This window comes from Pseudomonas sp. RGB (assembly GCF_007713445.1).
In the GTDB taxonomy this organism is placed as follows: domain Bacteria; phylum Pseudomonadota; class Gammaproteobacteria; order Pseudomonadales; family Pseudomonadaceae; genus Aquipseudomonas.
Genome location: NZ_VMSH01000005.1, coordinates 414162 through 434185, shown reverse-complemented (window position 1 = coordinate 434185; position 20024 = coordinate 414162). Strand labels below are relative to the sequence as shown.

General features: G+C 60.1%; 20 protein-coding genes. 15 read left to right on the top strand and 5 right to left on the bottom strand.

Going from position 1 to position 20024, the window contains the following annotated elements; translation table 11 throughout:
* Positions 1-63: 63 nt before the first annotated feature.
* Complete coding sequence (locus FPT15_RS14200) at positions 64-1410, bottom strand: MFS transporter (RefSeq protein ID WP_145162019.1); 1347 nt, start codon at positions 1408-1410, stop codon at positions 64-66.
* Between the two features lie 251 nt (positions 1411-1661).
* Here FPT15_RS14200 and FPT15_RS14190 point away from each other — a divergent pair, with 251 nt between their 5' ends.
* Positions 1662-2027, top strand: a complete 366-nt coding sequence (locus FPT15_RS14190) for a YkgJ family cysteine cluster protein (protein ID WP_145162017.1) — start codon at positions 1662-1664, stop codon at positions 2025-2027.
* Positions 2028-2166: 139 nt separating this feature from the next.
* Positions 2167-4431, top strand: coding sequence for a bifunctional diguanylate cyclase/phosphodiesterase (locus FPT15_RS14185; RefSeq protein ID WP_145162014.1), 2265 nt, complete (start codon positions 2167-2169; stop codon positions 4429-4431).
* 435 nt (positions 4432-4866) lie between these two features.
* On the opposite strand, the gene FPT15_RS14180 is transcribed toward FPT15_RS14185, so the two are convergent.
* A complete protein-coding gene (locus FPT15_RS14180) occupies positions 4867-5169 on the bottom strand; it encodes a DUF2288 domain-containing protein (RefSeq protein WP_017530446.1) in 303 nt (100 codons plus the stop codon).
* Positions 5166-5372 carry a hypothetical protein gene (locus tag FPT15_RS14175; protein WP_145162011.1) on the bottom strand — a complete coding sequence of 69 codons (207 nt, stop codon included), beginning with the start codon at positions 5370-5372 and terminating at the stop codon, positions 5166-5168. Before FPT15_RS14175 ends, FPT15_RS14180 begins: the two co-directional genes overlap by 4 nt.
* A gap of 138 nt (positions 5373-5510) precedes the next feature.
* On the opposite strand from FPT15_RS14175, the gene FPT15_RS14170 reads away from it, so the two are divergent.
* From FPT15_RS14170 to FPT15_RS14130, 9 genes are all read left to right on the top strand, one after another.
* Positions 5511-6638 carry a branched-chain amino acid ABC transporter substrate-binding protein gene (locus FPT15_RS14170; protein WP_145162009.1) on the top strand — a complete coding sequence of 376 codons (1128 nt, stop codon included), beginning with the start codon at positions 5511-5513 and terminating at the stop codon, positions 6636-6638.
* A 228-nt stretch (positions 6639-6866) separates the two neighbouring features.
* Positions 6867-7790: a high-affinity branched-chain amino acid ABC transporter permease LivH gene (gene livH, locus FPT15_RS14165; protein ID WP_106577104.1), complete on the top strand. Its 924-nt coding sequence runs from the start codon at positions 6867-6869 to the stop codon at positions 7788-7790.
* The gene (locus FPT15_RS14160; RefSeq protein WP_064451210.1) at positions 7787-9040 is read left to right on the top strand and encodes a high-affinity branched-chain amino acid ABC transporter permease LivM; all 1254 of its coding nucleotides are present in this window, start codon (positions 7787-7789) and stop codon (positions 9038-9040) included. The genes livH and FPT15_RS14160 overlap by 4 nt, the downstream gene beginning before the upstream one ends.
* Positions 9037-9804, top strand: a complete 768-nt coding sequence (gene livG / locus FPT15_RS14155) for a high-affinity branched-chain amino acid ABC transporter ATP-binding protein LivG (protein ID WP_016975067.1) — start codon at positions 9037-9039, stop codon at positions 9802-9804. The genes FPT15_RS14160 and livG overlap by 4 nt, the downstream gene beginning before the upstream one ends.
* 1 nt (position 9805) lies before the next feature.
* On the top strand, positions 9806-10507 hold the full coding sequence (locus tag FPT15_RS14150) for an ABC transporter ATP-binding protein (RefSeq protein WP_010212366.1): 702 nt from the start codon (positions 9806-9808) through the stop codon (positions 10505-10507).
* 260 nt (positions 10508-10767) lie between these two features.
* Positions 10768-11067 carry a DUF2282 domain-containing protein gene (locus FPT15_RS14145; protein WP_145162006.1) on the top strand — a complete coding sequence of 100 codons (300 nt, stop codon included), beginning with the start codon at positions 10768-10770 and terminating at the stop codon, positions 11065-11067.
* 23 nt (positions 11068-11090) lie between these two features.
* Positions 11091-11969, top strand: coding sequence for a DUF692 domain-containing protein (locus tag FPT15_RS14140; protein WP_145162004.1), 879 nt, complete (start codon positions 11091-11093; stop codon positions 11967-11969).
* Complete coding sequence (locus tag FPT15_RS14135; RefSeq protein WP_145162001.1) at positions 11966-12742, top strand: DNA-binding domain-containing protein; 777 nt, start codon at positions 11966-11968, stop codon at positions 12740-12742. Before FPT15_RS14140 ends, FPT15_RS14135 begins: the two co-directional genes overlap by 4 nt.
* Complete coding sequence (locus tag FPT15_RS14130; protein ID WP_145161998.1) at positions 12739-13224, top strand: DoxX family protein; 486 nt, start codon at positions 12739-12741, stop codon at positions 13222-13224. The genes FPT15_RS14135 and FPT15_RS14130 overlap by 4 nt, the downstream gene beginning before the upstream one ends.
* Here FPT15_RS14130 and FPT15_RS14125 read toward each other — a convergent pair.
* Complete coding sequence (locus FPT15_RS14125; protein ID WP_145161995.1) at positions 13215-14129, bottom strand: LysR family transcriptional regulator; 915 nt, start codon at positions 14127-14129, stop codon at positions 13215-13217. The two genes, FPT15_RS14130 and FPT15_RS14125, sit on opposite strands and share 10 nt — an antisense overlap.
* 103 nt (positions 14130-14232) lie before the next feature.
* Between FPT15_RS14125 and FPT15_RS14120 the strand changes: the two genes are divergently transcribed.
* The 3 genes from FPT15_RS14120 to FPT15_RS14110 all read left to right on the top strand — a co-directional run bounded on the left by FPT15_RS14120 (position 14233) and on the right by FPT15_RS14110 (position 17321).
* Positions 14233-14832 (top strand): short chain dehydrogenase, encoded by a 600-nt coding sequence (locus FPT15_RS14120; protein ID WP_145161992.1) that lies wholly within the window; start codon positions 14233-14235, stop codon positions 14830-14832.
* Between the two features lie 97 nt (positions 14833-14929).
* Positions 14930-15601, top strand: coding sequence for a COG3650 family protein (locus FPT15_RS14115; RefSeq protein ID WP_145161989.1), 672 nt, complete (start codon positions 14930-14932; stop codon positions 15599-15601).
* 106 nt (positions 15602-15707) lie between these two features.
* Complete coding sequence (locus FPT15_RS14110; protein WP_145161987.1) at positions 15708-17321, top strand: NAD(P)/FAD-dependent oxidoreductase; 1614 nt, start codon at positions 15708-15710, stop codon at positions 17319-17321.
* Positions 17322-17457: 136 nt separating this feature from the next.
* Here the strand turns inward: FPT15_RS14110 and FPT15_RS14105 are convergent, their stop codons facing one another.
* Positions 17458-18552, bottom strand: a complete 1095-nt coding sequence (locus tag FPT15_RS14105) for a PLP-dependent cysteine synthase family protein (RefSeq protein ID WP_145161984.1) — start codon at positions 18550-18552, stop codon at positions 17458-17460.
* Between the two features lie 216 nt (positions 18553-18768).
* Between FPT15_RS14105 and nhaA the strand changes: the two genes are divergently transcribed.
* Positions 18769-19944: a Na+/H+ antiporter NhaA gene (gene nhaA, locus FPT15_RS14100; protein WP_145161981.1), complete on the top strand. Its 1176-nt coding sequence runs from the start codon at positions 18769-18771 to the stop codon at positions 19942-19944.
* Positions 19945-20024: the final 80 nt, after the last annotated feature.

The following is a 20024-nucleotide window of genomic DNA, read 5'->3' as shown; positions in this document are numbered from 1 at the left end:
GGCCTTTTTTGTTTGGCTTGAGGGCCTCATCGCGGGCAAGCCCGCGATGGCGTCACCTCGGTCTCAAGCGGTAGCCGCCGCAGCCGGCACCTCCACCGCCCCCAACCCATCCTTCATGCGCTTGGCATCACGCACAAAACTGCGCGACGCCTGGAACAGAAACAGCAGGGTCAAAAACAGCGCCACCGGAATCAGGTACATGGCGTCGTGCAGCCCCACCGCTTTATAGGCTTCAGTCATCTGCGCCGCCCCATCGGCATACATCGCCGAATGGGCAAAGTGATCAGACAGTCCGCCCACCACAATCGGCCCCATGCCGCCGCCCAACAGGTACAACCCGGCGAAGAACAGCGCCATCGCCGTGGCCCGCAGACGCGGCTCAACCACGTCCTGAATGGCGGTGTACACGCAGGTATAGAAGTTGTAGGCAAATAGCCAGCCCACACTGAACAGCGCCACAAACACACCAATCTCGATGCGTCCGGCGTGCAATGCCCACGCGGTGGTGACGGTGGAGATGATCAAGCTGCAGGCGGCGAACAACAGTCGGCCATTGGCGATTCGCTGATGGATCTTGTCGGCAATCCAGCCGCCCAACGTCAGGCCCACCAGGCCGGTGATGCCCACGATTACGCCAGTGGCAACCGCCGCCTCCTGCAACGGCATCAGGAAATAGCGCTGCAACATCGGCACCAGAAACGAGTTGCACGCATAGGTGGCAAAGTTGAAGCACAGCCCGGCCAGCACCAGCCACAGGAAGGTCGGCACTGCCAGCACGCGGCGGATCGGGCGATCGACGCGCTCCTGCGAGACCTGCACGGTTTCGGCCGCGCCGCGCTTGGGCTCCTTGATATAGAACATGAACACCGCGAGGATCAGCCCCGGTACGGCGGCGATAAAGAACGGTGCGCGCCAGCTGTCGAACGCCTTGACCATCGCGCCGATGGTGAAGAACGCCAGCAGCAGGCCCAACGGCAGGCCGAGCATGAAAATACCCATGGCGCGGGCGCGGCGGTGGGCGGGAAACAGGTCGCCGATCAGTGAGTTGGCCGCCGGCGCATAGCTGGCTTCGCCAATGCCGATGCCCATGCGCACCAGCAGGAAGGTCCAGAAACTGCCGACCAGGCCGTTGAGTGCGGTCAACCCGCTCCAGGCAAACAAGCCCCAGCCCATCAGTTTGCTGCGCGAACCGGTGTCGGCCATGCGCCCCAGCGGCAAACCGGCAATGGCGTAGACGATAGTAAAGGCGGTGCCGATGATGCCGAGCTGAAAGTCGCTCAGGTGCCATTCCATACGAATGGGTTCGATGATGATCGCGGGGATGGTGCGGTCGAAGAAATTGAACAGGTTGGCCAGGAACAGCAGGAACAGAATGCGCCAGGCATTCGCCGCTTGGGTCGAGTTCTGCATGGGTCCGTCTCTTTTATTGTTATGAGAGCTGCGATGCCCGATGCATCCTGCCCGGTACCTGCAACATAGTCAGGCAGGTGCCGGTTGTCTGTAATGATTCGTAAAGCTGATAGGGCATGATTTCGCCCGGTATCACGGGACTTCGCCTACAAAAATATAAGTTCACGCCCCCCTTCCCAACGGCAACGCCAAGGATAGAATGGCGAGCCTTCCGTAACACCCACATCCTACTTTTCTTATCGATGACGCCCATGTCCGAAGCCAGTCCGTGTCTGAGTTGCGGTGCCTGCTGTTCACACTTTCGTGTGTCTTTCTTCTGGGGTGAGTGCGCCTCATCGGGGGGCACCGTGCCCGATGACCTGGTGGTGCAGATCAATCCCACGCGCGTGGCGATGATCGGCACCGACCAGAAACCCGCGCGTTGCTGCAGCCTTGAGGGGGAAGTCGGCAAAGGCACCCGTTGCATGATCTATGAGCAGCGATCGAGCCCGTGTCGGGAGTTCGACGCGTCGTGGAGCCAGGGCGAACAGAACGTCGATTGCGACACGGCACGCGCCGCCTTTGGCTTGCCGCCCCTCGAGGCGCCTTTCGAGTTCGACCTGCCGATCAGCGCTTAGCAGCAAACGCTATGGCGAGCATGCCAAAATCATTCAGAGCAAAGTGCCATTATTCCTGGCAAATCCCGCAAGGCTTCTATACTCGAGGTCATAAGCCATTGCTGTAGGCAATGACGTACTGACTTTGACGGGACATGCTATGGAATGGCGAGGTATGTATTTTTTTACCGAGCTTCCAGATAACGGGCATTTATTACTCAATTGCAGTCATAACCCCTTTCTGGTGCTGCTGGCGTATCTGGTCGCTTGTGCAGCAGGGTTCGGAACATTGGACATGGCCGAGCGCGTCGGCCACGTGGAAGACCCTACTGCCCGCCGCCACTGGCGCTGGCTGGGGGCGGGATGCCTGGCAGGCGGCATCTGGTCGACTCACTTCATCAGCATGCTGGCCTTTCAGGCACCTATTGCCATTCATTACGAACTGCTCATGACGTTCGCCTCGCTGGTGATCGCCCTGATTGCCTCGTTGTTTGCCATGCAAACCCTCAGTCACGCTCATTTGCGCTTTCATCAATACCTGCTGGCATCGGTATGGATGGGACTGGGCATTGCCTTGATGCACTACGTCGGCATGTCGGCCATGCGCTCCCAGGCCCAGGTGTACTTCGACTCGGGGCTGTTTTTGGCGTCGGTGGGCATCGCCATTGGCGCCAGCCTGGCCGCGTTGCTGCTGTCGTGCTACCTGCGCAACGGCACCGGTGTGTTCCATCAATTGCTCAAATACGCCGCCAGCCTGGTGCTGGGCGCCGGCATCCTGAGCATGCACTTCACCGGCATGGCTGCCATGCAAATGATGGTGCCCAACGGTGCGGACCTCGCGTTGCCACTGGACAACAACCCCATCCAGCTTGGCCTGTCCGTGGCCGTGATCACCCTGTTGGTGATCGGCAGCAGCGTCAGTGCAGCACTGGCCGACAAAAAACTGCAGCACAAGGAACGCGACCTGCGCCGGGTCAACGCGCTGCTCAGCGAACTGGACCAGGCCCGCGCCTCGCTGCAACAGGTCGCGCATTTTGATGCGCTGACCACCCTGCTCAACCGTCGCGGTTTCAATCAGATTTTCGCGGAGAAAGTCGCCGAAAAAACTGCAAGCCACGGCATGATGGCGGTGATCTTCCTCGATATCGACCACTTTAAGCGCATCAACGACAGCCTTGGGCATGATGCCGGCGACCAGTTACTCACTGTGTTGGCCGGGCATATCAAAGGGTCGGTGCGCAGCCATGACGATGTGGTCGCGCGCTTTGGCGGCGATGAATTCTGCATCCTGATCAGCATTCACCATCGCGACGAAGCGCGGCATATGGCGCAGCGCATCATGCAGAAGATGAAAGAGCCGATCGAACTGGCCGGCCGGCGCATGGTGATGACCACCAGCATCGGCATCAGCCTGTTCCCCGATGATGGCGTGACCTGTGAGGAGCTGCTGAAAACCGCCGACCTGGCGCTTTACCAGTCCAAAGACACCGGGCGCAACAGCCTGAACTTTTTCAGCTCCAACCTCAAAACCCGCGCGTTTCTGGAACTGCAACTGGAAGAAGAGCTGCGCGCCGCCCTGCGCACGCGCAACCAACTGGTCCTGTTTTATCAGCCTATCTTCGACATGAAACTCGGCAAGGTTACGCGCCTGGAAGCCCTGGTGCGCTGGCAACACCCGCAACACGGGCTGCTGGCGCCGGACCGGTTTATCGCCATTGCCGAAAGCAACGGGCTGATTGCCGAACTGGACCACTGGGTATTACGCCAGGCATGCCACGATTTGAGCCTGCTGTCTGACCGCGGCTATACCGAGCTGACCATGGCCGTGAACTGCTCGGCCCTCAACCTGGCGCGTGACGAACTGGCGGATGAAATCGAAGACGCCCTGCGCTTCGCCGGCATCGCCGCCGGACGCCTGGAGTTGGAAGTCACCGAAAACGCCCTGATGGGCAACATCAGCAGCACGCTCGCGCTGTTGCGGCAAATCCGGGCACTGGGCGTGTCGCTGGCGATTGATGACTTCGGCACTGGCTACTCGTCACTGGCTTATCTCAAGCGCCTGCCGCTCAACACGCTGAAGATCGACCGTTCCTTTATCCAGGACATTCCCAAATCGACTGCCGATATCGAGATCGTCCAGGCGATTATCGGCATGGCTCACACGCTGCACCTGCACGTTGTCACCGAAGGCGTGGAAACCCAGGCGCAATTCGAACTGCTGCTCAACCATGGCTGTGACTTCATTCAGGGCTACCTGCTGAGCCCAGCGGTGCCTTTGAGCGATGTGGTTGGCGTGATCCAGGGCATCCAGATGCGTAACCCGCTCTACCCTTTCAGCGTGGAAGGCAGCAAAGACACCACGCCGCCAAAAGACCTTGTCACAGGCCGTATCGGCCCACCTTCGATCGTCAGGCCAATTCGTTAACGCCGAATATTTGGCATTTAGCCATCATTTGCCTGAAGAAGGCCGACGAACGAGCGGTTCATCAACGTCCACGTGGCGTTGCTCATCGGATGGGGAAGACCAAGGTTATTTCGTTGAATCACCATACTGGCAAGACGGCTTAGACCGAGTCGCGGCCATCGCAGGCAAGCCAGGTCCCCCACTTGGAATGCATGTCAAATGTGGGAGCTGGCTTGCCTGCGATAGCGGTCTGCCAGACAAGCAAAATCCTGATCCCTGCCACACCCAGAAACAATTCCTTGAGCCTTCGGCCCCGCGCACAACTGTTCCCGTGACGTGCACGTCACCCTCACCTGTGACCTTTCTCTACGGCAAGGTGCCATCACGGCGCCGGCGGTTACTCCGCTACACACTTACAAGGGCCCGAGCAGCGCACCTTTTTAGTGCGCACGTTTCTTACGCCGCCCTTTCCTGGATCAGAATCCACGGCGAAACCACCACCGCCCACAGGCTTGGATCCCTCTCGACCAGGTCCAATGCCCGCGTCGCAGACACCTCGCCAAGGCTCCCTGCAGCCAGCCACGCAGCGACTTTGTCACGGTTATCCTCGGCCATCCCCTCGGCGGCTTCGATCAAATCCAGGCCGGCGTCGACCCACAATAGGGCACCCTTGGCAAAGAACGGCTCGAGCTCCTTCCAGGAAATTTCGGCGGTTTCACCGAGCAGCTTGGCATAGAGGGTGCTAGGTTCTTGCGTCATGGGAATTCACCTGAATAAAAAATCGGCGCAATCATAGCGTCAGGCGTCAGGCAGAAAAACCCAGTTGCAAATGAGGCACCGAACGAAAGTGTCAGGAAAGCCAAGGATTGCCTGAAACTATGGCAGCACCCCGCCGCAATTCTGTCTTTTTCTTTCATTAAAGCGACACCCCCGGCGTTTGCCCCAAGCAGCCAGCTTTTCAAGCGATCAACCGGCGCTCTACACTGTACCGGTACAGTTGCCAGGGCAATGCCGGGGGGATATCCGAGATATCTGATCCGGTTCTGCAGCTCACAAGGCCGCTAGAACTATAAAAAATACAACAGTAAGAGTGGAGCACTATGAATAAGGCTACTAAGCAGATTTCCAAACTGTTTGCCGCTATGGTCCTGGCTGGGGTTGCCGGCCATTCGTTCGCAGCCGACACCATCAAGATCGGTATCGCAGGTCCAAAAACCGGCCCTGTGACGCAATACGGCGACATGCAATTCATGGGTGCCAAGCAGGCAATCGCCGATATCAACGCCAAGGGCGGCGTCGACGGCAAAATGCTTGAAGCCAAAGAATACGACGACGCTTGCGATCCGAAACAAGCCGTTGCCGTAGCCAACAAAGTGGTCAACGACGGCGTCAAGTTCGTGGTCGGTCACCTTTGCTCCAGCTCCACTCAGCCAGCAACCGACATCTACGAAGACGAAGGCGTGATCATGATCACTCCGGCGGCTACCAGCCCGGAAATCACCGCCCGTGGTTATAAACTGGTATTCCGTACCATCGGCCTGGACAGCGCCCAGGGCCCGGCAGCCGGCAACTACATCGCCGACTTCGTGAAGCCTAAGGTGGTTGCCGTACTGCACGACAAACAGCAATACGGTGAAGGCATCGCGACTGCCGTTAAACAGACCCTTGAGAAGAAAGGCGTGAAAGTCGCTGTCTTCGAAGGCCTGAACGCCGGCGATAAAGACTTCTCCTCGATCATCCAGAAGCTCAAGCAAGCCAACGTCGACTTCGTCTACTACGGCGGCTACCACCCAGAGCTGGGCCTGATCCTGCGCCAAGCCAAGGAAAAAGGCCTGAACGCCAAGTTCATGGGCCCGGAAGGCGTCGGCAACGACTCCATCTCGCAAATTGCCCAGGACGCTTCCGAAGGCCTGCTGGTAACCCTGCCTAAATCCTTCGACACCGACCCTGCCAACAAAGCCATTGTTGAAGAGTTCGCCAAGAACAAACAGGACCCAACCGGTCCGTTCGTGTTCCCGGCTTACTCTGCGGTTGAAGTCATCGCCGGCGGTATCGCTGCCGCGAAGAGCGAAGACACCGCCAAGGTGGCAGCTGCCATCCACGCAGGCACTTTCAAGACCCCTACTGGCGATCTGAGCTTTGACGCCAAGGGCGACCTGAAGGACTTCAAGTTCGTGGTCTACCAATGGCACTTCGGTAAACCAAAAACCGAAGTTTCCCCTCAGTAAGCCAGGCGTTACTGGTCAACAAGCCCACTGTGAGAGCAGTGGGCTTTGTTTTACGAGGTTTATGGGCCTGTCACCCGCGATCCGGGCGCTGGCTCACCTGAAAATCTTAAAACCGTCACCAGCGGTTCGCTGGCAAACGCTTTGTGCAAATGTGCTCATAGAACACAGCGCAGGGCCGGAACATGACTCCACCAGTGAAATGCGTATCGGGTTTTTAGGAGCGCTGTAATGCCTGAGATCTATCATTTTTTCCAACAGCTGGTTAATGGCCTGACCATTGGCAGCACCTATGCCTTGATAGCCATTGGCTACACAATGGTTTACGGCATCATTGGAATGATCAACTTCGCCCATGGCGAGGTGTACATGATTGGTTCCTACGTGGCCTTCATCGCCCTTGCCGGGCTGGCCATGATGGGTATCCACTCCCTGCCGCTGTTGATGACCGCCGCGTTTATCGCGTCGATTGTTGTAACCAGTGCCTACGGCTACAGCATCGAGCGGGTTGCCTATCGTCCCTTGCGTGGCAGCAACCGTTTGATCCCGCTGATTTCCGCCATCGGCATGTCGATATTCCTGCAGAACACTGTATTGCTGTCCCAGGACTCCAAGGACAAGTCCATTCCCAACCTGATTCCGGGGAGCATCTCCTTCGGCCCAGGTGGCGCACAAGAAGTGCTGATTTCCTACATGCAGATCCTGGTGTTCGTCGTCACGCTGGTGGCGATGCTGGGCCTGACGCTGTTCATTTCCCGCTCCCGTCTGGGGCGCGCCTGCCGGGCCTGCGCCGAAGACATCAAGATGGCCAACCTGCTGGGCATCAACACCAACAACATCATTGCCCTGACCTTCGTCATCGGTGCTGCGCTGGCGGCCGTCGCGGCGGTGCTGCTGAGCATGCAGTACGGCGTGATCAACCCCAACGCCGGTTTCCTGGTAGGCCTCAAGGCCTTTACCGCGGCGGTTCTGGGCGGCATCGGCAGTATTCCGGGCGCCATGCTCGGCGGGCTGGTGCTGGGCGTGGCTGAAGCCTTTGGCGCCGATATTTTCGGCGACCAATACAAGGATGTGGTGGCGTTCGGCCTGTTGGTTCTGGTGCTGTTGTTCCGTCCGACCGGCATTCTGGGCCGTCCGGAGGTTGAGAAAGTATGAGCAGATATCTTAAATCGGCGTTTTTCAGCGCCTTGCTGGTATGGGCCGTGGCCTTTCCGGTACTCGGCCTCAAGCTGAGCATTGTCGGCATCAACCTGGAAGTGCATGGCACCGGTCCCGTCACCCTGACCATCATCGCCCTGTGCTCGGTGCTGATGTTCCTGCGCGTGCTGTTCACCCAGCAGGTCGGTGCGTTGTTCAAGGGCAACCGTGGGCCATTGGTATCACCCAAGGTCAGCCAGTTCCTGACCCTGCCGCGCACCCAGCGCTACATCATCATCGGCCTGATCGTGGCCGCGTTGATCTGGCCGTTCTTCGGCTCACGCGGCGCGGTGGATATCGCGACACTGATCCTGATCTACGTGTTGCTGGGCCTGGGCCTGAACATCGTGGTGGGCCTGGCCGGCCTGCTCGACCTGGGGTATGTGGGCTTCTACGCCGTGGGTGCCTACACCTACGCGTTGCTCTCGCATTACCTGGGCTGGGGCTTCTGGATCTGCCTGCCGCTGGCGGGTATGGCGGCGGCCACGTTCGGCTTCCTGCTGGGCTTCCCGGTGCTGCGCCTGCGCGGTGACTATTTGGCGATCGTGACCCTGGGCTTCGGTGAAATCATCCGACTGTTCCTGCGTAACCTCACCGATATCACCGGCGGCCCCAACGGCATCAGCAGCATCCCCAAGCCGACGTTCTTCGGGCTGTCGTTCGACCGCACCGCCGCCGAGGGCATGCAGACTTTCCACGAGTACTTCGGGATCGACTACAACCCGGTGAGCAAAGTGGTTTTCCTGTACCTGGTGGCCCTGTTGCTGGCACTGGCGGCACTGTTCGTAATCAACCGTCTGCTGCGCATGCCGATCGGGCGGGCGTGGGAAGCGTTGCGCGAAGATGAGATCGCCTGCCGAGCGTTAGGCATGAACCCAACCGTCATCAAACTTTCGGCCTTCACCCTCGGGGCAACATTCGCCGGTTTCGCCGGCAGCTTCTTCGCGGCGCGCCAAGGCTTGGTGACCCCGGAGTCGTTCACCTTTATCGAGTCGGCGATCATCCTCGCCATCGTCGTACTGGGTGGCATGGGCTCGCAGCTGGGCGTGATCCTGGCGGCCATCGTAATGATCCTGCTGCCGGAGATGATGCGAGAGTTCAGCGAATACCGCATGTTGATGTTCGGCGCCATGATGGTGCTGATGATGATTTGGCGTCCCCAAGGTCTGCTGCCGATGCAACGCCCACACATGGAGCTGCGCAAATGAGCCGCGAGATCCTGAAAGTCGAAAACTTGAGCATGCGCTTCGGCGGTTTGCTGGCGGTCAACGGCGTGGCCCTGACCGTGAAAGAGAAACAGGTGGTGGCGCTGATCGGCCCCAACGGCGCCGGCAAAACCACGGTGTTCAACTGCCTCACCGGCTTTTACAAACCGAGCGGTGGCAGCATCCTGCTGGACGGCCAGCCGATCCAGGGCCTGGCCGGCCACGAGATCGCCCGCAAGGGCGTGGTACGCACCTTCCAGAACGTGCGGTTGTTCAAGGACATGACGGCGGTCGAGAACCTGTTAATTGCCCAGCACCGTCACCTGAACACCAACTTCTTTGCTGGCCTGTTCAAGACCCCGGCGTTTCGCAAGAGCGAGCGCGAGGCCATGGAATACGCCGAGTACTGGCTGGACAAGGTCAACCTCACCGAGTTCGCCAACCGTCCTGCCGGCACCCTGGCCTACGGTCAGCAACGTCGCCTGGAAATCGCCCGCTGCATGATGACCCGCCCGCGGATCCTCATGCTCGATGAACCGGCTGCCGGCCTGAACCCCAAGGAAACCGAGGACCTCAAGGCGCTGATCAGCGTGTTGCGTGAGGAAAACAACGCCACTGTGCTGTTGATCGAACACGACATGAAACTGGTCATGAGCATTTCCGACCACATCGTGGTGATCAACCAGGGCACGCCGCTGGCCGACGGGACACCGGAACAGATCCGCGACAATCCTGAAGTGATCAAAGCCTATTTGGGGGAAGCGTAAAATGCTGCAATTCGAAAACGTTTCCACTTTTTACGGCAAGATCCAGGCCCTGCACAGCGTCAACGTGGAAGTGCGCCAAGGTGAAATCGTCACGCTGATCGGTGCCAACGGCGCCGGCAAATCCACCTTGCTGATGACTTTGTGCGGTTCGCCGCAGGCCCACAGCGGCAGCATCCGCTACATGGGTGAAGAGCTGGTGGGGCAACAGTCCTCGCAGATCATGCGCAAGAGCATTGCAGTGGTGCCCGAAGGCCGCCGCGTGTTCTCGCGCCTGACCGTCGAGGAGAACCTGGCCATGGGCGGGTTCTTCACCGACAAGGGCGACTACCAGGAGCAGATGGACAAGGTGTTGCACCTGTTCCCCAGGCTCAAGGAACGCTTCAGCCAGCGCGGCGGCACCATGTCCGGCGGCGAGCAGCAAATGCTCGCCATCGGCCGTGCGCTGATGAGCAAGCCCAAGCTGTTGCTGTTGGACGAACCGTCCCTGGGCCTGGCCCCGATCATCATCCAGCAGATCTTCGACATCATCGAACAGCTGCGCAAGGACGGTGTAACGGTGTTCCTGGTCGAGCAAAACGCCAACCAGGCGCTGAAAATCGCCGACCGCGCCTACGTGCTGGAAAACGGCCGGGTAGTGATGCAGGGTACAGGTGAGCAGTTGCTGACGGATCCGAAGGTACGGGAGGCTTACCTCGGGGGCTAATACCATCCGGTTGCTGTATGAACTGGATCTAAATGTGGGAGCGGGCTTGCTCGCGAATGCGGTGTCTCAGTTAAGTTTCTATCGACTGACACACTGCATTCGCGAGCAAGCCCGCTCCCACATTTGCTTTGTGTGACGCTTAAATTTTGCGTTTCTTGAAATTATTGTCGTCGGACTTGTAACGAAATTCGCCCTGCCGCCTCTAGTGGAGTAAGCAGGCAATCAAGCTCGCTACCTCAACCCACCGCAGGAGTTACACCATGACCACTAAACTGTCCGCCGCTACCCTGATCCTGGCCCTCGGCTCTGCTCTGAGCCTGTCCGCAATGTCCAACATGGCCCACGCCGACGACGCCAAGATGGACAAATGCTTCGGCGTCGCTGAAGCCGGCAAGAACGATTGCGCTGCGGGCGCCGGCACTTCCTGCGCCGGCACCTCGAAAGTCAAAGACCAGGCCAATGCCTGGAAACTGGTCCCGGCCGGCACTTGCGCTAAAACCCCAAGCTCCACCTCGCCGACCGGTTTCGGCCAGGCAGCCGCCTTCACCGCCAAGTCCTGAAACAGCCCGCAGCCTGAGTACTGATGATGACGCTTTTTCCCCAGCACACCGTCTCACCGGCTCAGGTGCCCGGCCTTCCCCACAGAGCCGGGCTGGGGCTGAAGACCGAGCACTTTATTGAAGTGCTCGATACCTCGCCCGATATCGGTTTTTTTGAAGTGCACGCCGAAAACTACATGGTGGCCGGCGGGCCGTTCCATCACTACCTGGGGTTGATCCGCGAGCAGTACCCGCTGTCACTGCACGGCGTGGGCCTGTCCATCGGCGGCGAAGGCCCGCTCAACCGTGAGCACCTGGCACGGTTGGCCTTGCTGATCGAACGCTATCAACCCCACTCGTTTTCCGAACACCTGGCCTGGTCGAGCCACGGCCCGGTGTTTCTCAATGACTTGCTGCCCCTGGCCTACGACGCCGCCACACTGAAGCGGGTGTGCGAGCACATCGACCAGGTGCAAAGCACGCTCAAGCGGCCGATGCTGCTGGAAAATCCGTCGACCTATCTGCAATTCGAGCGCTCCACCCTGGACGAAACGGACTTTATCAGCGAGGTCATCCGCCGCACGGGCTGCGGCCTGCTGCTGGACGTCAACAACGTTTATGTGTCGTGCATCAATCACCAGCGCGAGCCGCTTTCCTACATCGACGCGCTGCCATTACACGCCGTTGGGGAGATACATCTGGCGGGTTTTGCCGAAGACACTGACAGTTTGGGCGATCGCCTGTTGATCGACGACCATGGCGCGCCCATCGATAACGCGGTGTGGCAGTTATACGAACAGGTACTCACGCGCACGGGCCCAATGGCCACGCTGATCGAGCGGGATAACCAGGTGCCTGCGTTCAGTGTGCTGCATGCCGAAGCTCAACACGCCGACTGGCATCTGTCGCAGGTGAACGTATGAGCCATCACGCTGCGTTTGCCGACGCCCTGATCGATCCTGGCCAAGCCTGCCCCAAAGGCCTGTTCAGCCGCAATGGCGCCGACCCGGCCAGCCGTTTTGCGGTGTATCGCAACAATGTCCACAGCGCGTTGATCAACGCGTTGGCGACCGCTTACCCGGTGACCTTGCAGTTGGTCGGCGATGAGTTTTTTCGCGCCATGGCCGGCCTGTTTGTACAGGCATGCCCGCCCACCAGCCCGCTGATGAGCGAGTACGGCAGCGCGTTCGCAGGGTTTATTCAGGCCTTTGAGCCGGCGGCCAGCGTGCCCTACCTGGCTGACGTCGCAAGGCTCGAGCGCTTGCGGGTTTGCGCCTACCACGCGGCAGACACCCAGCCGCTGAACCAGCAAGCCATTCTCCAAACGCTGCAAGGCCAGACAGTCCTGGGCAACCTGCGCCTGCACCTGCATCCATCCCTGGCCACCTTGAATAGCGCTTATGCGGTGGTGGCCGTTTGGGCTGCGCACCAGACCGAAGGTGGCCTGGCCACCCTGAATCCCTGGCACGCCCAAAGCGCGCTGGTGTTACGCCAAGGCTTGGCGGTCAAGGTATTCGCCATCGACAGCGGCTCGGTCGCGTTCATCGACAGCTTGAATCACGGCGCGGCACTGGAGACGGCGGTGCAGCACGCGCTTGAAGCGTCGGCGCAGTTCGACCTGAACCAATGCCTGGCCCTGTTGATCAGCCACGACGCCATCACTCATTTGCACCTGGAACAAAAGGTATTGCCATGAACACATTCCCTTCGAGTCTGGTCAATCGGGTCATCGCACTGTTCGAGAAAATCCCCTACAGCCTGATCGCCTTTCTCGCACGATTTTCCATCGCGGCGGTGTTCTGGAAATCCGGGCAGACCAAGGTCGAGGGCTTTGCCATCGACTTGATCAGCGGCACGTTCCAATTCGGCGAGCCGCGTCTTGCGGCGTCCACACTGCCGCTGTTTCGCAGTGAATACCACGTACCCTTGCTGTCACCGGAAGTTGCCGCGCACATGGCGGCGTTTGCCGAGCATTTCTTCCCGGTGCTGATCCTGGTGGGCTTTGCCACGCGGTTCTCGGCCCTGGCCCTGATCGGCATGACCTTGACCATTCAACTCTTCGTTTATCCGGACGCCTACCCGACCCACGGCACCTGGATCACCGTGCTGCTGCTGTTGGTCGCCAAGGGCCCGGGCTGCCTGTCCATCGACCATTTGATCGCACGCCGCTACCGCTGAAGACGGTCCAGGGCCTCGCCGCCGCGCTTGAACCAATCCACCAGGTAATCGGCCAGCACCTGGGTGCGACGCGGCAAACCACCCTGATACGGGTGAACCAGGTACATCGGCATGCTCCGCGTCTGATAATCGCGCAGGAGCCAGCGCAATCTCCCGTCAGCCAGTTCCGCGGGTAACACGTAGGACGGCAGGCGGGCGATCCCGGCGCCCACCAGTGCGGCCTTTTTCAACAGGTTGTAATGGTTGGAGGCAAAGGTGCCACTGACCCGTACTCGCAGCAGTTCATGCTGCTGGTGGTACAGCCATTCTTCACGCCCGCTGTAGTGGCTGTTGAGCAGGCAGGTGTGCGTTGCCAGGTCTGCCGGGGTCAGCGGCTCGCCGTGTTGCTCCAGGTAGGCCGGGCTGGCGCAGGTCATTTCATGCCAGGCCAGCAGCGGTTTGGCCACCAGGCGCTCATTTTCGGTGGCGCCGGAACGCACGCCCAAGTCAAACCCATCCCGCGCCAGGTCTCGATACCGGTTGTTCAATTCCAGTTCGATCTGCACCTGGGGGTACTGTTTGGAGAACTCCAGCAGCAAGCCATCGAAGAAGGTTTCTCCCAACGACACCGGAACTGTCATACGCACTGGCCCGGCCAAATCGTCCTTGAGCCGCGCCAATGCCTGACGGGCGCGTTCCACTTGGACCACCAACGCCTGAGCCTGGGGCAACAGCGCTGCACCGGCTGCGGTCAGGCTGAGCTTGCGGGTGGTGCGGTGCAGCAACACCACGCAAAACTGCGCCTCCAACTGGCTGATACGCTTGGACAACTGGCCCTTGCTGCACCCCAGCTGCTCGGCCGCCAGGGTAAAACTACCGGCTTCGATCAGAACGGCAAAGGCCGCCAGGTCATCCATATCGCTCATGGATTGTTTCCGTTTGAAAACCAAAGGTTGCCTATTAGCACGTTTATCCACCTGAAAAGCCACACTAGACTGAACCTTCACTTACCCGTGGAGGAACAGCACGATGAAAATTCTATTGATTGGCGCCAGCGGCACGGTCGGCTCGGCAGTCAAGGCAGAACTGGCGCAGCGTCACGACGTGATCAGCATCGGTCGCACACGCGGCGATTTCCAGGTGGATATCAGTGACAGCGCGTCGATCCGCAAGCTGTTTGAACAGACCGGCAAGTTCGATGCCCTGATCTGCGCGGCCGGTAGCGTGAATTTCGTAGCACTGGGTGAAATGAGCGAAAGCGATTTTGAACTGGGCCTGCGCGACAAGCTGATGGGCCAGGTCAACCTGCTGCTGATCGGTCGCGAATATGCCAACGATGGCGCCTCGTTCACCTTCACCAGCGGCATCCTCAACCGTGACCCGATCCGTACCGGCGCCTCGGCCGCACTGGTCAACGGCGCGATTGACGCCTTCGTCAAAGCCGCGGCGATCGAATTGCCGCGCGGCCTGCGCGTCAACGCCGTGAGCCCGACGGTCCTGCTGGAAGCCATGGACAGCTACGCCCCGTATTTCCGCGGTTACAAACCGGCTCCGGGTGCCGACGTGGCACTGGCCTACGCCAAAAGCGTAGAAGGCTTGCAGACCGGCCAGACGTTTATCGTCGGCTGAATCCGGCGTCTGTCAGATTTGCCTGAAGCAGGGCGCTGGGGTTGTGGTGCGGCGTCAGCCTGCGTAACGTGGCGGCACTTGTTTGGAGACCCGATAAATGCGCGCCGCCCGTACCCTAGTTCTGTTTGCCCTGCTGCCTCTGTTCACCGCTTGCCAGATGTTCGAGAGCGAGCCGGCAAAGCCGTCTACCGCCGGGTTGACCCGCATGCAGGGTGAATTGACGGCCGCTGACGGCAAGCTGTTGTTCCAGCCTTGCGGTGACAAACGCAACTACGTGGTCAACGATGCCGGCGGCACCAGCATCCTGCAGGAAGCCGCCTCACTGGCTGGCCAACAGGGCGCACTGTTTGCCGACTTGCGCGGCAAGTTCTCCGGGGTTGCCACTGGCACCCAGGGGTCGGTAGAGCTGCAACAGCTTTATCGCATGGAGCGTTCGACTTCGGCGTGCAACGACCCGGACTTCAAGCGCATGGTCCTGCGCGCCAATGGCCATAAACCCGCCTGGGCGATGAATGTGACCGCCAAGGGCATGGTGCTGGAGCGCGAAGGCCAGCCACCCTTGGCGGTGCCTTTTGTGGAAGAGCAACTGGGCGACGGCCGTTTCAACCTGATGACCGAAGCCAATAACCAGCACATCGAACTCTGGGTCGCGCCGCAGCGTTGCATCGACAGCGTCAGCGGCAGCCTGCAACACATGACCGCCGAATTGCGCGTCAACGGCCAAGTGCAGCGTGGTTGCGCGGCATTCGGCGGTTCTCGCGACGACTGATTCGGCCCAACGCTGTTTTAACGTGTCGGAAAACCGCCTTTGGGGCTTATAATCGCCGGTTTGCAAAACAGCCGGCCTTTTTGTCTGCCGCCTACCGGATCCCGTCATGTTACGAATCACCGAACTCAAGCTGCCCATCGACCATCCCGAAGAAGACCTGCGGCCTGCCATCGTGCAGCGTCTGGGCATCGCCAGTGATGACCTGCTCGATTTCACCCTGTTCAAACGCAGCTATGACGCCCGCAAAAAGTCGTCGGAGCTGTGCTTCATCTACACCATCGACCTGAATGTGAAAGGCGAAGCCGCCCTGCTGCTCAAGTTCGCCGATGACCGCAACGTCAACCCGGCGCCGGATGTCAGCTACAAGGTGGTGGGTCAGGCGCCGGAAGGCCTGGTCGAACGGCCAATCGTGGTGGGGTTTGGTCCGTGCGGGATCTTCGCCGGGCTGCTGCTCGCGCAGATGGGCTTCAAGCCGATCATCCTCGAGCGCGGCAAGGAAGTGCGCCAGCGCACCAAAGACACCTGGGGCCTGTGGCGCAAAAACGTGCTCAACCCCGAGTCCAACGTGCAGTTTGGTGAAGGCGGCGCCGGGACCTTCTCCGACGGCAAACTCTACAGCCAGATCAAGGACCCGAAATTCCACGGTCGCAAGGTCCTGCACGAGTTCGTCAAGGCCGGTGCGCCGGAAGAGATTCTCTACGTCAGCAAGCCGCACATCGGCACGTTCCGCCTGACCGGCGTGGTCGAAAACATGCGCCAGCAGATCATCGCCCTGGGCGGTGAAGTGCGTTTCGAACAGCGCGTTACCGATGTGCTGATCGAAGACGGCCAGCTGAACGGCGTGGTTATCGACGGTGGCGAGCAACTGCTCTCCAAGCACGTGATCCTGGCCCTGGGCCACAGCGCCCGCGACACCTTCCGCATGCTGCACGGGCGTGGCGTGTACATGGAGGCCAAGCCGTTCTCGGTGGGCTTCAGGATTGAACATCCGCAATCGCTGATCGACGCGGCGCGCCTGGGCAAATACGCCGGGCATCCGAAACTCGGCGCGGCCGACTACAAGCTGGTGCACCACGCCAAGAACGGCCGCTCGGTCTACAGCTTCTGCATGTGCCCGGGCGGCACGGTGGTGGCGGCCACGTCCGAGCCGAACCGCGTGGTAACCAACGGCATGAGCCAATACTCGCGTAACGAACGCAATGCCAACTCCGGCATCGTCGTCGGCATCACGCCGGAGGTGGATTACCCGGGTGGCCCGCTGGCGGGTATCGAGTTGCAGGAGCGCCTGGAGTCCCACGCCTACATCCTCGGCGGCAGCAACTACGAGGCCCCGGCGCAACTGGTGGGGGATTTCATCGCGGGCAAGCCGTCCACGGCCATCGGCAGCGTGGAACCGTCCTACAAGCCCGGTGTGTCGCTGGGTGACTTGGCCCTGGCCTTGCCGGACTTTGCCATCGAAGCAATTCGTGAAGCGTTGCCGGCGTTCGAGAAGCAGATCAAAGGCTACTCGTTGCACGATGCGGTGCTGACCGGGATCGAGACGCGCACATCCTCGCCGCTGCGGATTACCCGTAACGAGTCGATGCAGAGCTTGAACGTGAAAGGTTTGTTCCCAGCCGGTGAAGGCGCGGGTTATGCCGGTGGGATTCTGTCAGCGGGCGTTGACGGAATTCGGATTGCCGAGGCGCTGGCGCGGGATATGCTCGGCGTCGAGGCCTAAGCACTCTGTTACAGCCAACCCCGATCAAAGGTGGGAGCTGGCTTGCCTGCGATGGCGGTGGTTCAGTCGATAAGTTCGGCGACTGAGACTCTGCCATCGCAAGCAAGCCCGCTCCCACATTGGTTTTTGCCGGTGTTCAAATGTTTGCGCGCAGGATTGTCTCCGGCAACGGCTCACCGCGTTCAACACTGGCCGCAACGGCCGCAATCAGCCCGTTCAACGCATACCCTTGCCCGGCGAGCCACGCCTGATCGTAGTAAGTAGTGGCGTACCGCTCTCCCCCGTCACACAAAATCGCCACGATCGAGCCTGATTCCCCCGCCGCTTGCATGTGCTGGGCCGCCACCAAGGCACCGATCAGGTTGGTCCCGCTGGAACCACCGACCCGCCGCCCCAGACGCTCGGCCAGGTAATGCATGGCTGCCAGTGACAGCGCATCCGGCACCTTGACCATCGCATCAATCACCTTGGGCAAAAACGACGCCTCGACGCGTGGCCGACCGATCCCTTCGATCCGCGAACCGCAATCCAGGCGCAAGCTGGCGTCGCCCGTCTGGTAATAGTCAAAGAACACCGAGCGTTCGGCGTCGGCGCACAGCACGCGGGTGCAATGCTGGCGATAGCGCACGTAACGCCCCAGGGTCGCGGTGGTGCCGCCGGTGCCAGGGCTGGAAATCAACCAGCTCGGCTCGGGGTAATGCTCAAAGCGCATCTGTTGAAAGATCGATTCGGCGATATTGTTGTTCGCCCGCCAGTCCGTCGCGCGCTCGGCATAGGTGAATTGGTCCATGAAGTGACCGCCACTTTCCTGCGCCAACCGCTCGGACTCGGCGTAGATCTGCGTCGGATCCTTCACCAGATGGCTTTTGCCGCCGTAGAAAGCGATCTGGGCGATCTTCTCCTGAGACGTGGTGGCCGGCATCACTGCAATGAACGGCAGGCCAAGCAGGCGCGCGAAATACGCTTCCGAAATGGCCGTCGACCCACTGGAGGCCTCAATCACCGGCGCGCCCGGCTTGAGCCAGCCATTACACAGCGCGTACAGAAACAGTGAACGGGCCAGCCGATGCTTCAAGCTGCCGGTGGGGTGGCTGGATTCGTCCTTGAAGTACAACTCGATACCCGGCAACCCCGGCAACGGCAAAGGGATCAGGTGCGTGTCGGCGCTGCGCTGGAAGTCCGCTTCAATGATGCGAATGGCTTCGCGGGCCCAGGTACGGTGGTCGCTCATAAGGTGCGTCTCTAAAGATTTCAGCGCCAATTTTAGGGAGTTTCCTACACTGCACACAGATACAGTGGCGACTCAAATAGACACACAATTGCTAGGCTCTGGCGCAACGCCGACTCTGCCCGCCCCTTATAACAAATAAGAATATAACTTTTGTTTTAACAACTAACGGTACGGGTTAGGGTACCCACCTATTGAACCTGGATTGGAGAGCATCCCTTGCCTCTGCGTAGCACTTTCACCCGTTTCTTCCAGCTGGAAGCCGCCAGCGGTCTGTTGTTGATCGCCGCTGCGGCCTTGGCGCTGATCATCAACAATTCACCGTTGTCGCACCTCTACAACGCCTTTCTCGACGTACCAGTGGTGGCACAGATTGGCGCGCTGAAAATCGCCAAGCCTGCCCTGCTGTGGATCAACGACGGCCTGATGGCCTTGTTCTTCCTGCTGATCGGCCTGGAGGTAAAGCGCGAGCTGCTCGATGGCCACCTGTCCAAACCCTCGCAAGTGGTACTGCCGGGCGCCGCAGCCATTGGCGGCATGGTGGTGCCGGCGCTGATCTACTGGGCGATCAACAAGGACTACCCCGCCGCACTCTCCGGCTGGGCGATCCCCATGGCCACCGACATCGCTTTTGCACTGGGCGTGCTGGCCCTGCTGGGCAAGCGCGTGCCGGTGTCGCTGAAACTGTTCCTGATGACCCTGGCCATCATTGATGACCTCGGCGCAATCATCGTCATCGCCGTGTTCTACTCCGCGGACCTGTCCGGTGCTGCTCTGGCGGGTGCGGGCGCATGCCTGATTGCCTTGATCGCAATGAACCGCCTGGGCGTGATCAAACTCGGGCCCTACCTGATCATCGGCCTGATCCTGTGGGTGTGTGTGCTCAAAAGTGGCGTGCACGCCACGCTGGCCGGCGTGACCCTGGCCTTCTGCATCCCGCTGCGCACCAAAAATGCCGAGCCCTCGCCCCTGAAGACACTGGAACACGCCCTGCACCCGTGGGTGGCCTACGCCATCCTGCCGCTGTTTGCCTTCGCCAACGCGGGCGTTTCCCTGGCCGGCGTGAGCCTGGAAAGCTTCACTCACCATGTGCCCATGGGCATCGCCGCCGGCCTGTTGATCGGCAAGACCATCGGCGTGTTCGGCCTCACCTGGCTCGCCATCAAGACCGGCCTTGCCGCGCTGCCCAGCGGCGCGAACTGGGGCCAGGTGTTCGGGGTGGCGATCCTGTGCGGTATCGGCTTTACCATGAGCCTGTTTGTCGGCTCACTGGCGTTCGTGCCGGGTGCCAGCGAATTCGCCGGGGAGGATCGAATGGGCATTCTGACCGGGTCGATCCTGGCCGCGTGTATGGGTTATGCCGTGACCGCGATGGCGAGTCGCAAGAAAGCCTGAGGGTTCTGAAGGCACCCAAAAGCCCCAATCGGTGAGCGCGATTGGGGTTTTTCTCTTTCTGAAGAAGACACTTGCCTCAA

What these genes read in the sequence shown, in the direction of transcription:
- FPT15_RS14120 (WP_145161992.1), top strand. Translation starts at nt 14,233, where the DNA reads ATGAAAATTCTATTGATTGGCGCCAGCGGCACGGTCGGCTCGGCAGTC.
- FPT15_RS14160 (WP_064451210.1), top strand. Translation starts at nt 7,787, where the DNA reads ATGAGCAGATATCTTAAATCGGCGTTTTTCAGCGCCTTGCTGGTATGG.
- FPT15_RS14125 (WP_145161995.1), bottom strand. Translation starts at nt 14,129, where the DNA reads ATGAGCGATATGGATGACCTGGCGGCCTTTGCCGTTCTGATCGAAGCC.
- FPT15_RS14140 (WP_145162004.1), top strand. Translation starts at nt 11,091, where the DNA reads ATGATGACGCTTTTTCCCCAGCACACCGTCTCACCGGCTCAGGTGCCC.
- FPT15_RS14180 (WP_017530446.1), bottom strand. Translation starts at nt 5,169, where the DNA reads ATGACGCAAGAACCTAGCACCCTCTATGCCAAGCTGCTCGGTGAAACC.
- FPT15_RS14105 (WP_145161984.1), bottom strand. Translation starts at nt 18,552, where the DNA reads ATGAGCGACCACCGTACCTGGGCCCGCGAAGCCATTCGCATCATTGAA.
- FPT15_RS14135 (WP_145162001.1), top strand. Translation starts at nt 11,966, where the DNA reads ATGAGCCATCACGCTGCGTTTGCCGACGCCCTGATCGATCCTGGCCAA.
- FPT15_RS14150 (WP_010212366.1), top strand. Translation starts at nt 9,806, where the DNA reads ATGCTGCAATTCGAAAACGTTTCCACTTTTTACGGCAAGATCCAGGCC.
- FPT15_RS14115 (WP_145161989.1), top strand. Translation starts at nt 14,930, where the DNA reads ATGCGCGCCGCCCGTACCCTAGTTCTGTTTGCCCTGCTGCCTCTGTTC.
- FPT15_RS14170 (WP_145162009.1), top strand. Translation starts at nt 5,511, where the DNA reads ATGAATAAGGCTACTAAGCAGATTTCCAAACTGTTTGCCGCTATGGTC.
- FPT15_RS14200 (WP_145162019.1), bottom strand. Translation starts at nt 1,410, where the DNA reads ATGCAGAACTCGACCCAAGCGGCGAATGCCTGGCGCATTCTGTTCCTG.
- FPT15_RS14110 (WP_145161987.1), top strand. Translation starts at nt 15,708, where the DNA reads ATGTTACGAATCACCGAACTCAAGCTGCCCATCGACCATCCCGAAGAA.
- FPT15_RS14145 (WP_145162006.1), top strand. Translation starts at nt 10,768, where the DNA reads ATGACCACTAAACTGTCCGCCGCTACCCTGATCCTGGCCCTCGGCTCT.
- FPT15_RS14130 (WP_145161998.1), top strand. Translation starts at nt 12,739, where the DNA reads ATGAACACATTCCCTTCGAGTCTGGTCAATCGGGTCATCGCACTGTTC.
- FPT15_RS14190 (WP_145162017.1), top strand. Translation starts at nt 1,662, where the DNA reads ATGTCCGAAGCCAGTCCGTGTCTGAGTTGCGGTGCCTGCTGTTCACAC.
- livG (WP_016975067.1), top strand. Translation starts at nt 9,037, where the DNA reads ATGAGCCGCGAGATCCTGAAAGTCGAAAACTTGAGCATGCGCTTCGGC.
- livH (WP_106577104.1), top strand. Translation starts at nt 6,867, where the DNA reads ATGCCTGAGATCTATCATTTTTTCCAACAGCTGGTTAATGGCCTGACC.
- FPT15_RS14185 (WP_145162014.1), top strand. Translation starts at nt 2,167, where the DNA reads ATGGAATGGCGAGGTATGTATTTTTTTACCGAGCTTCCAGATAACGGG.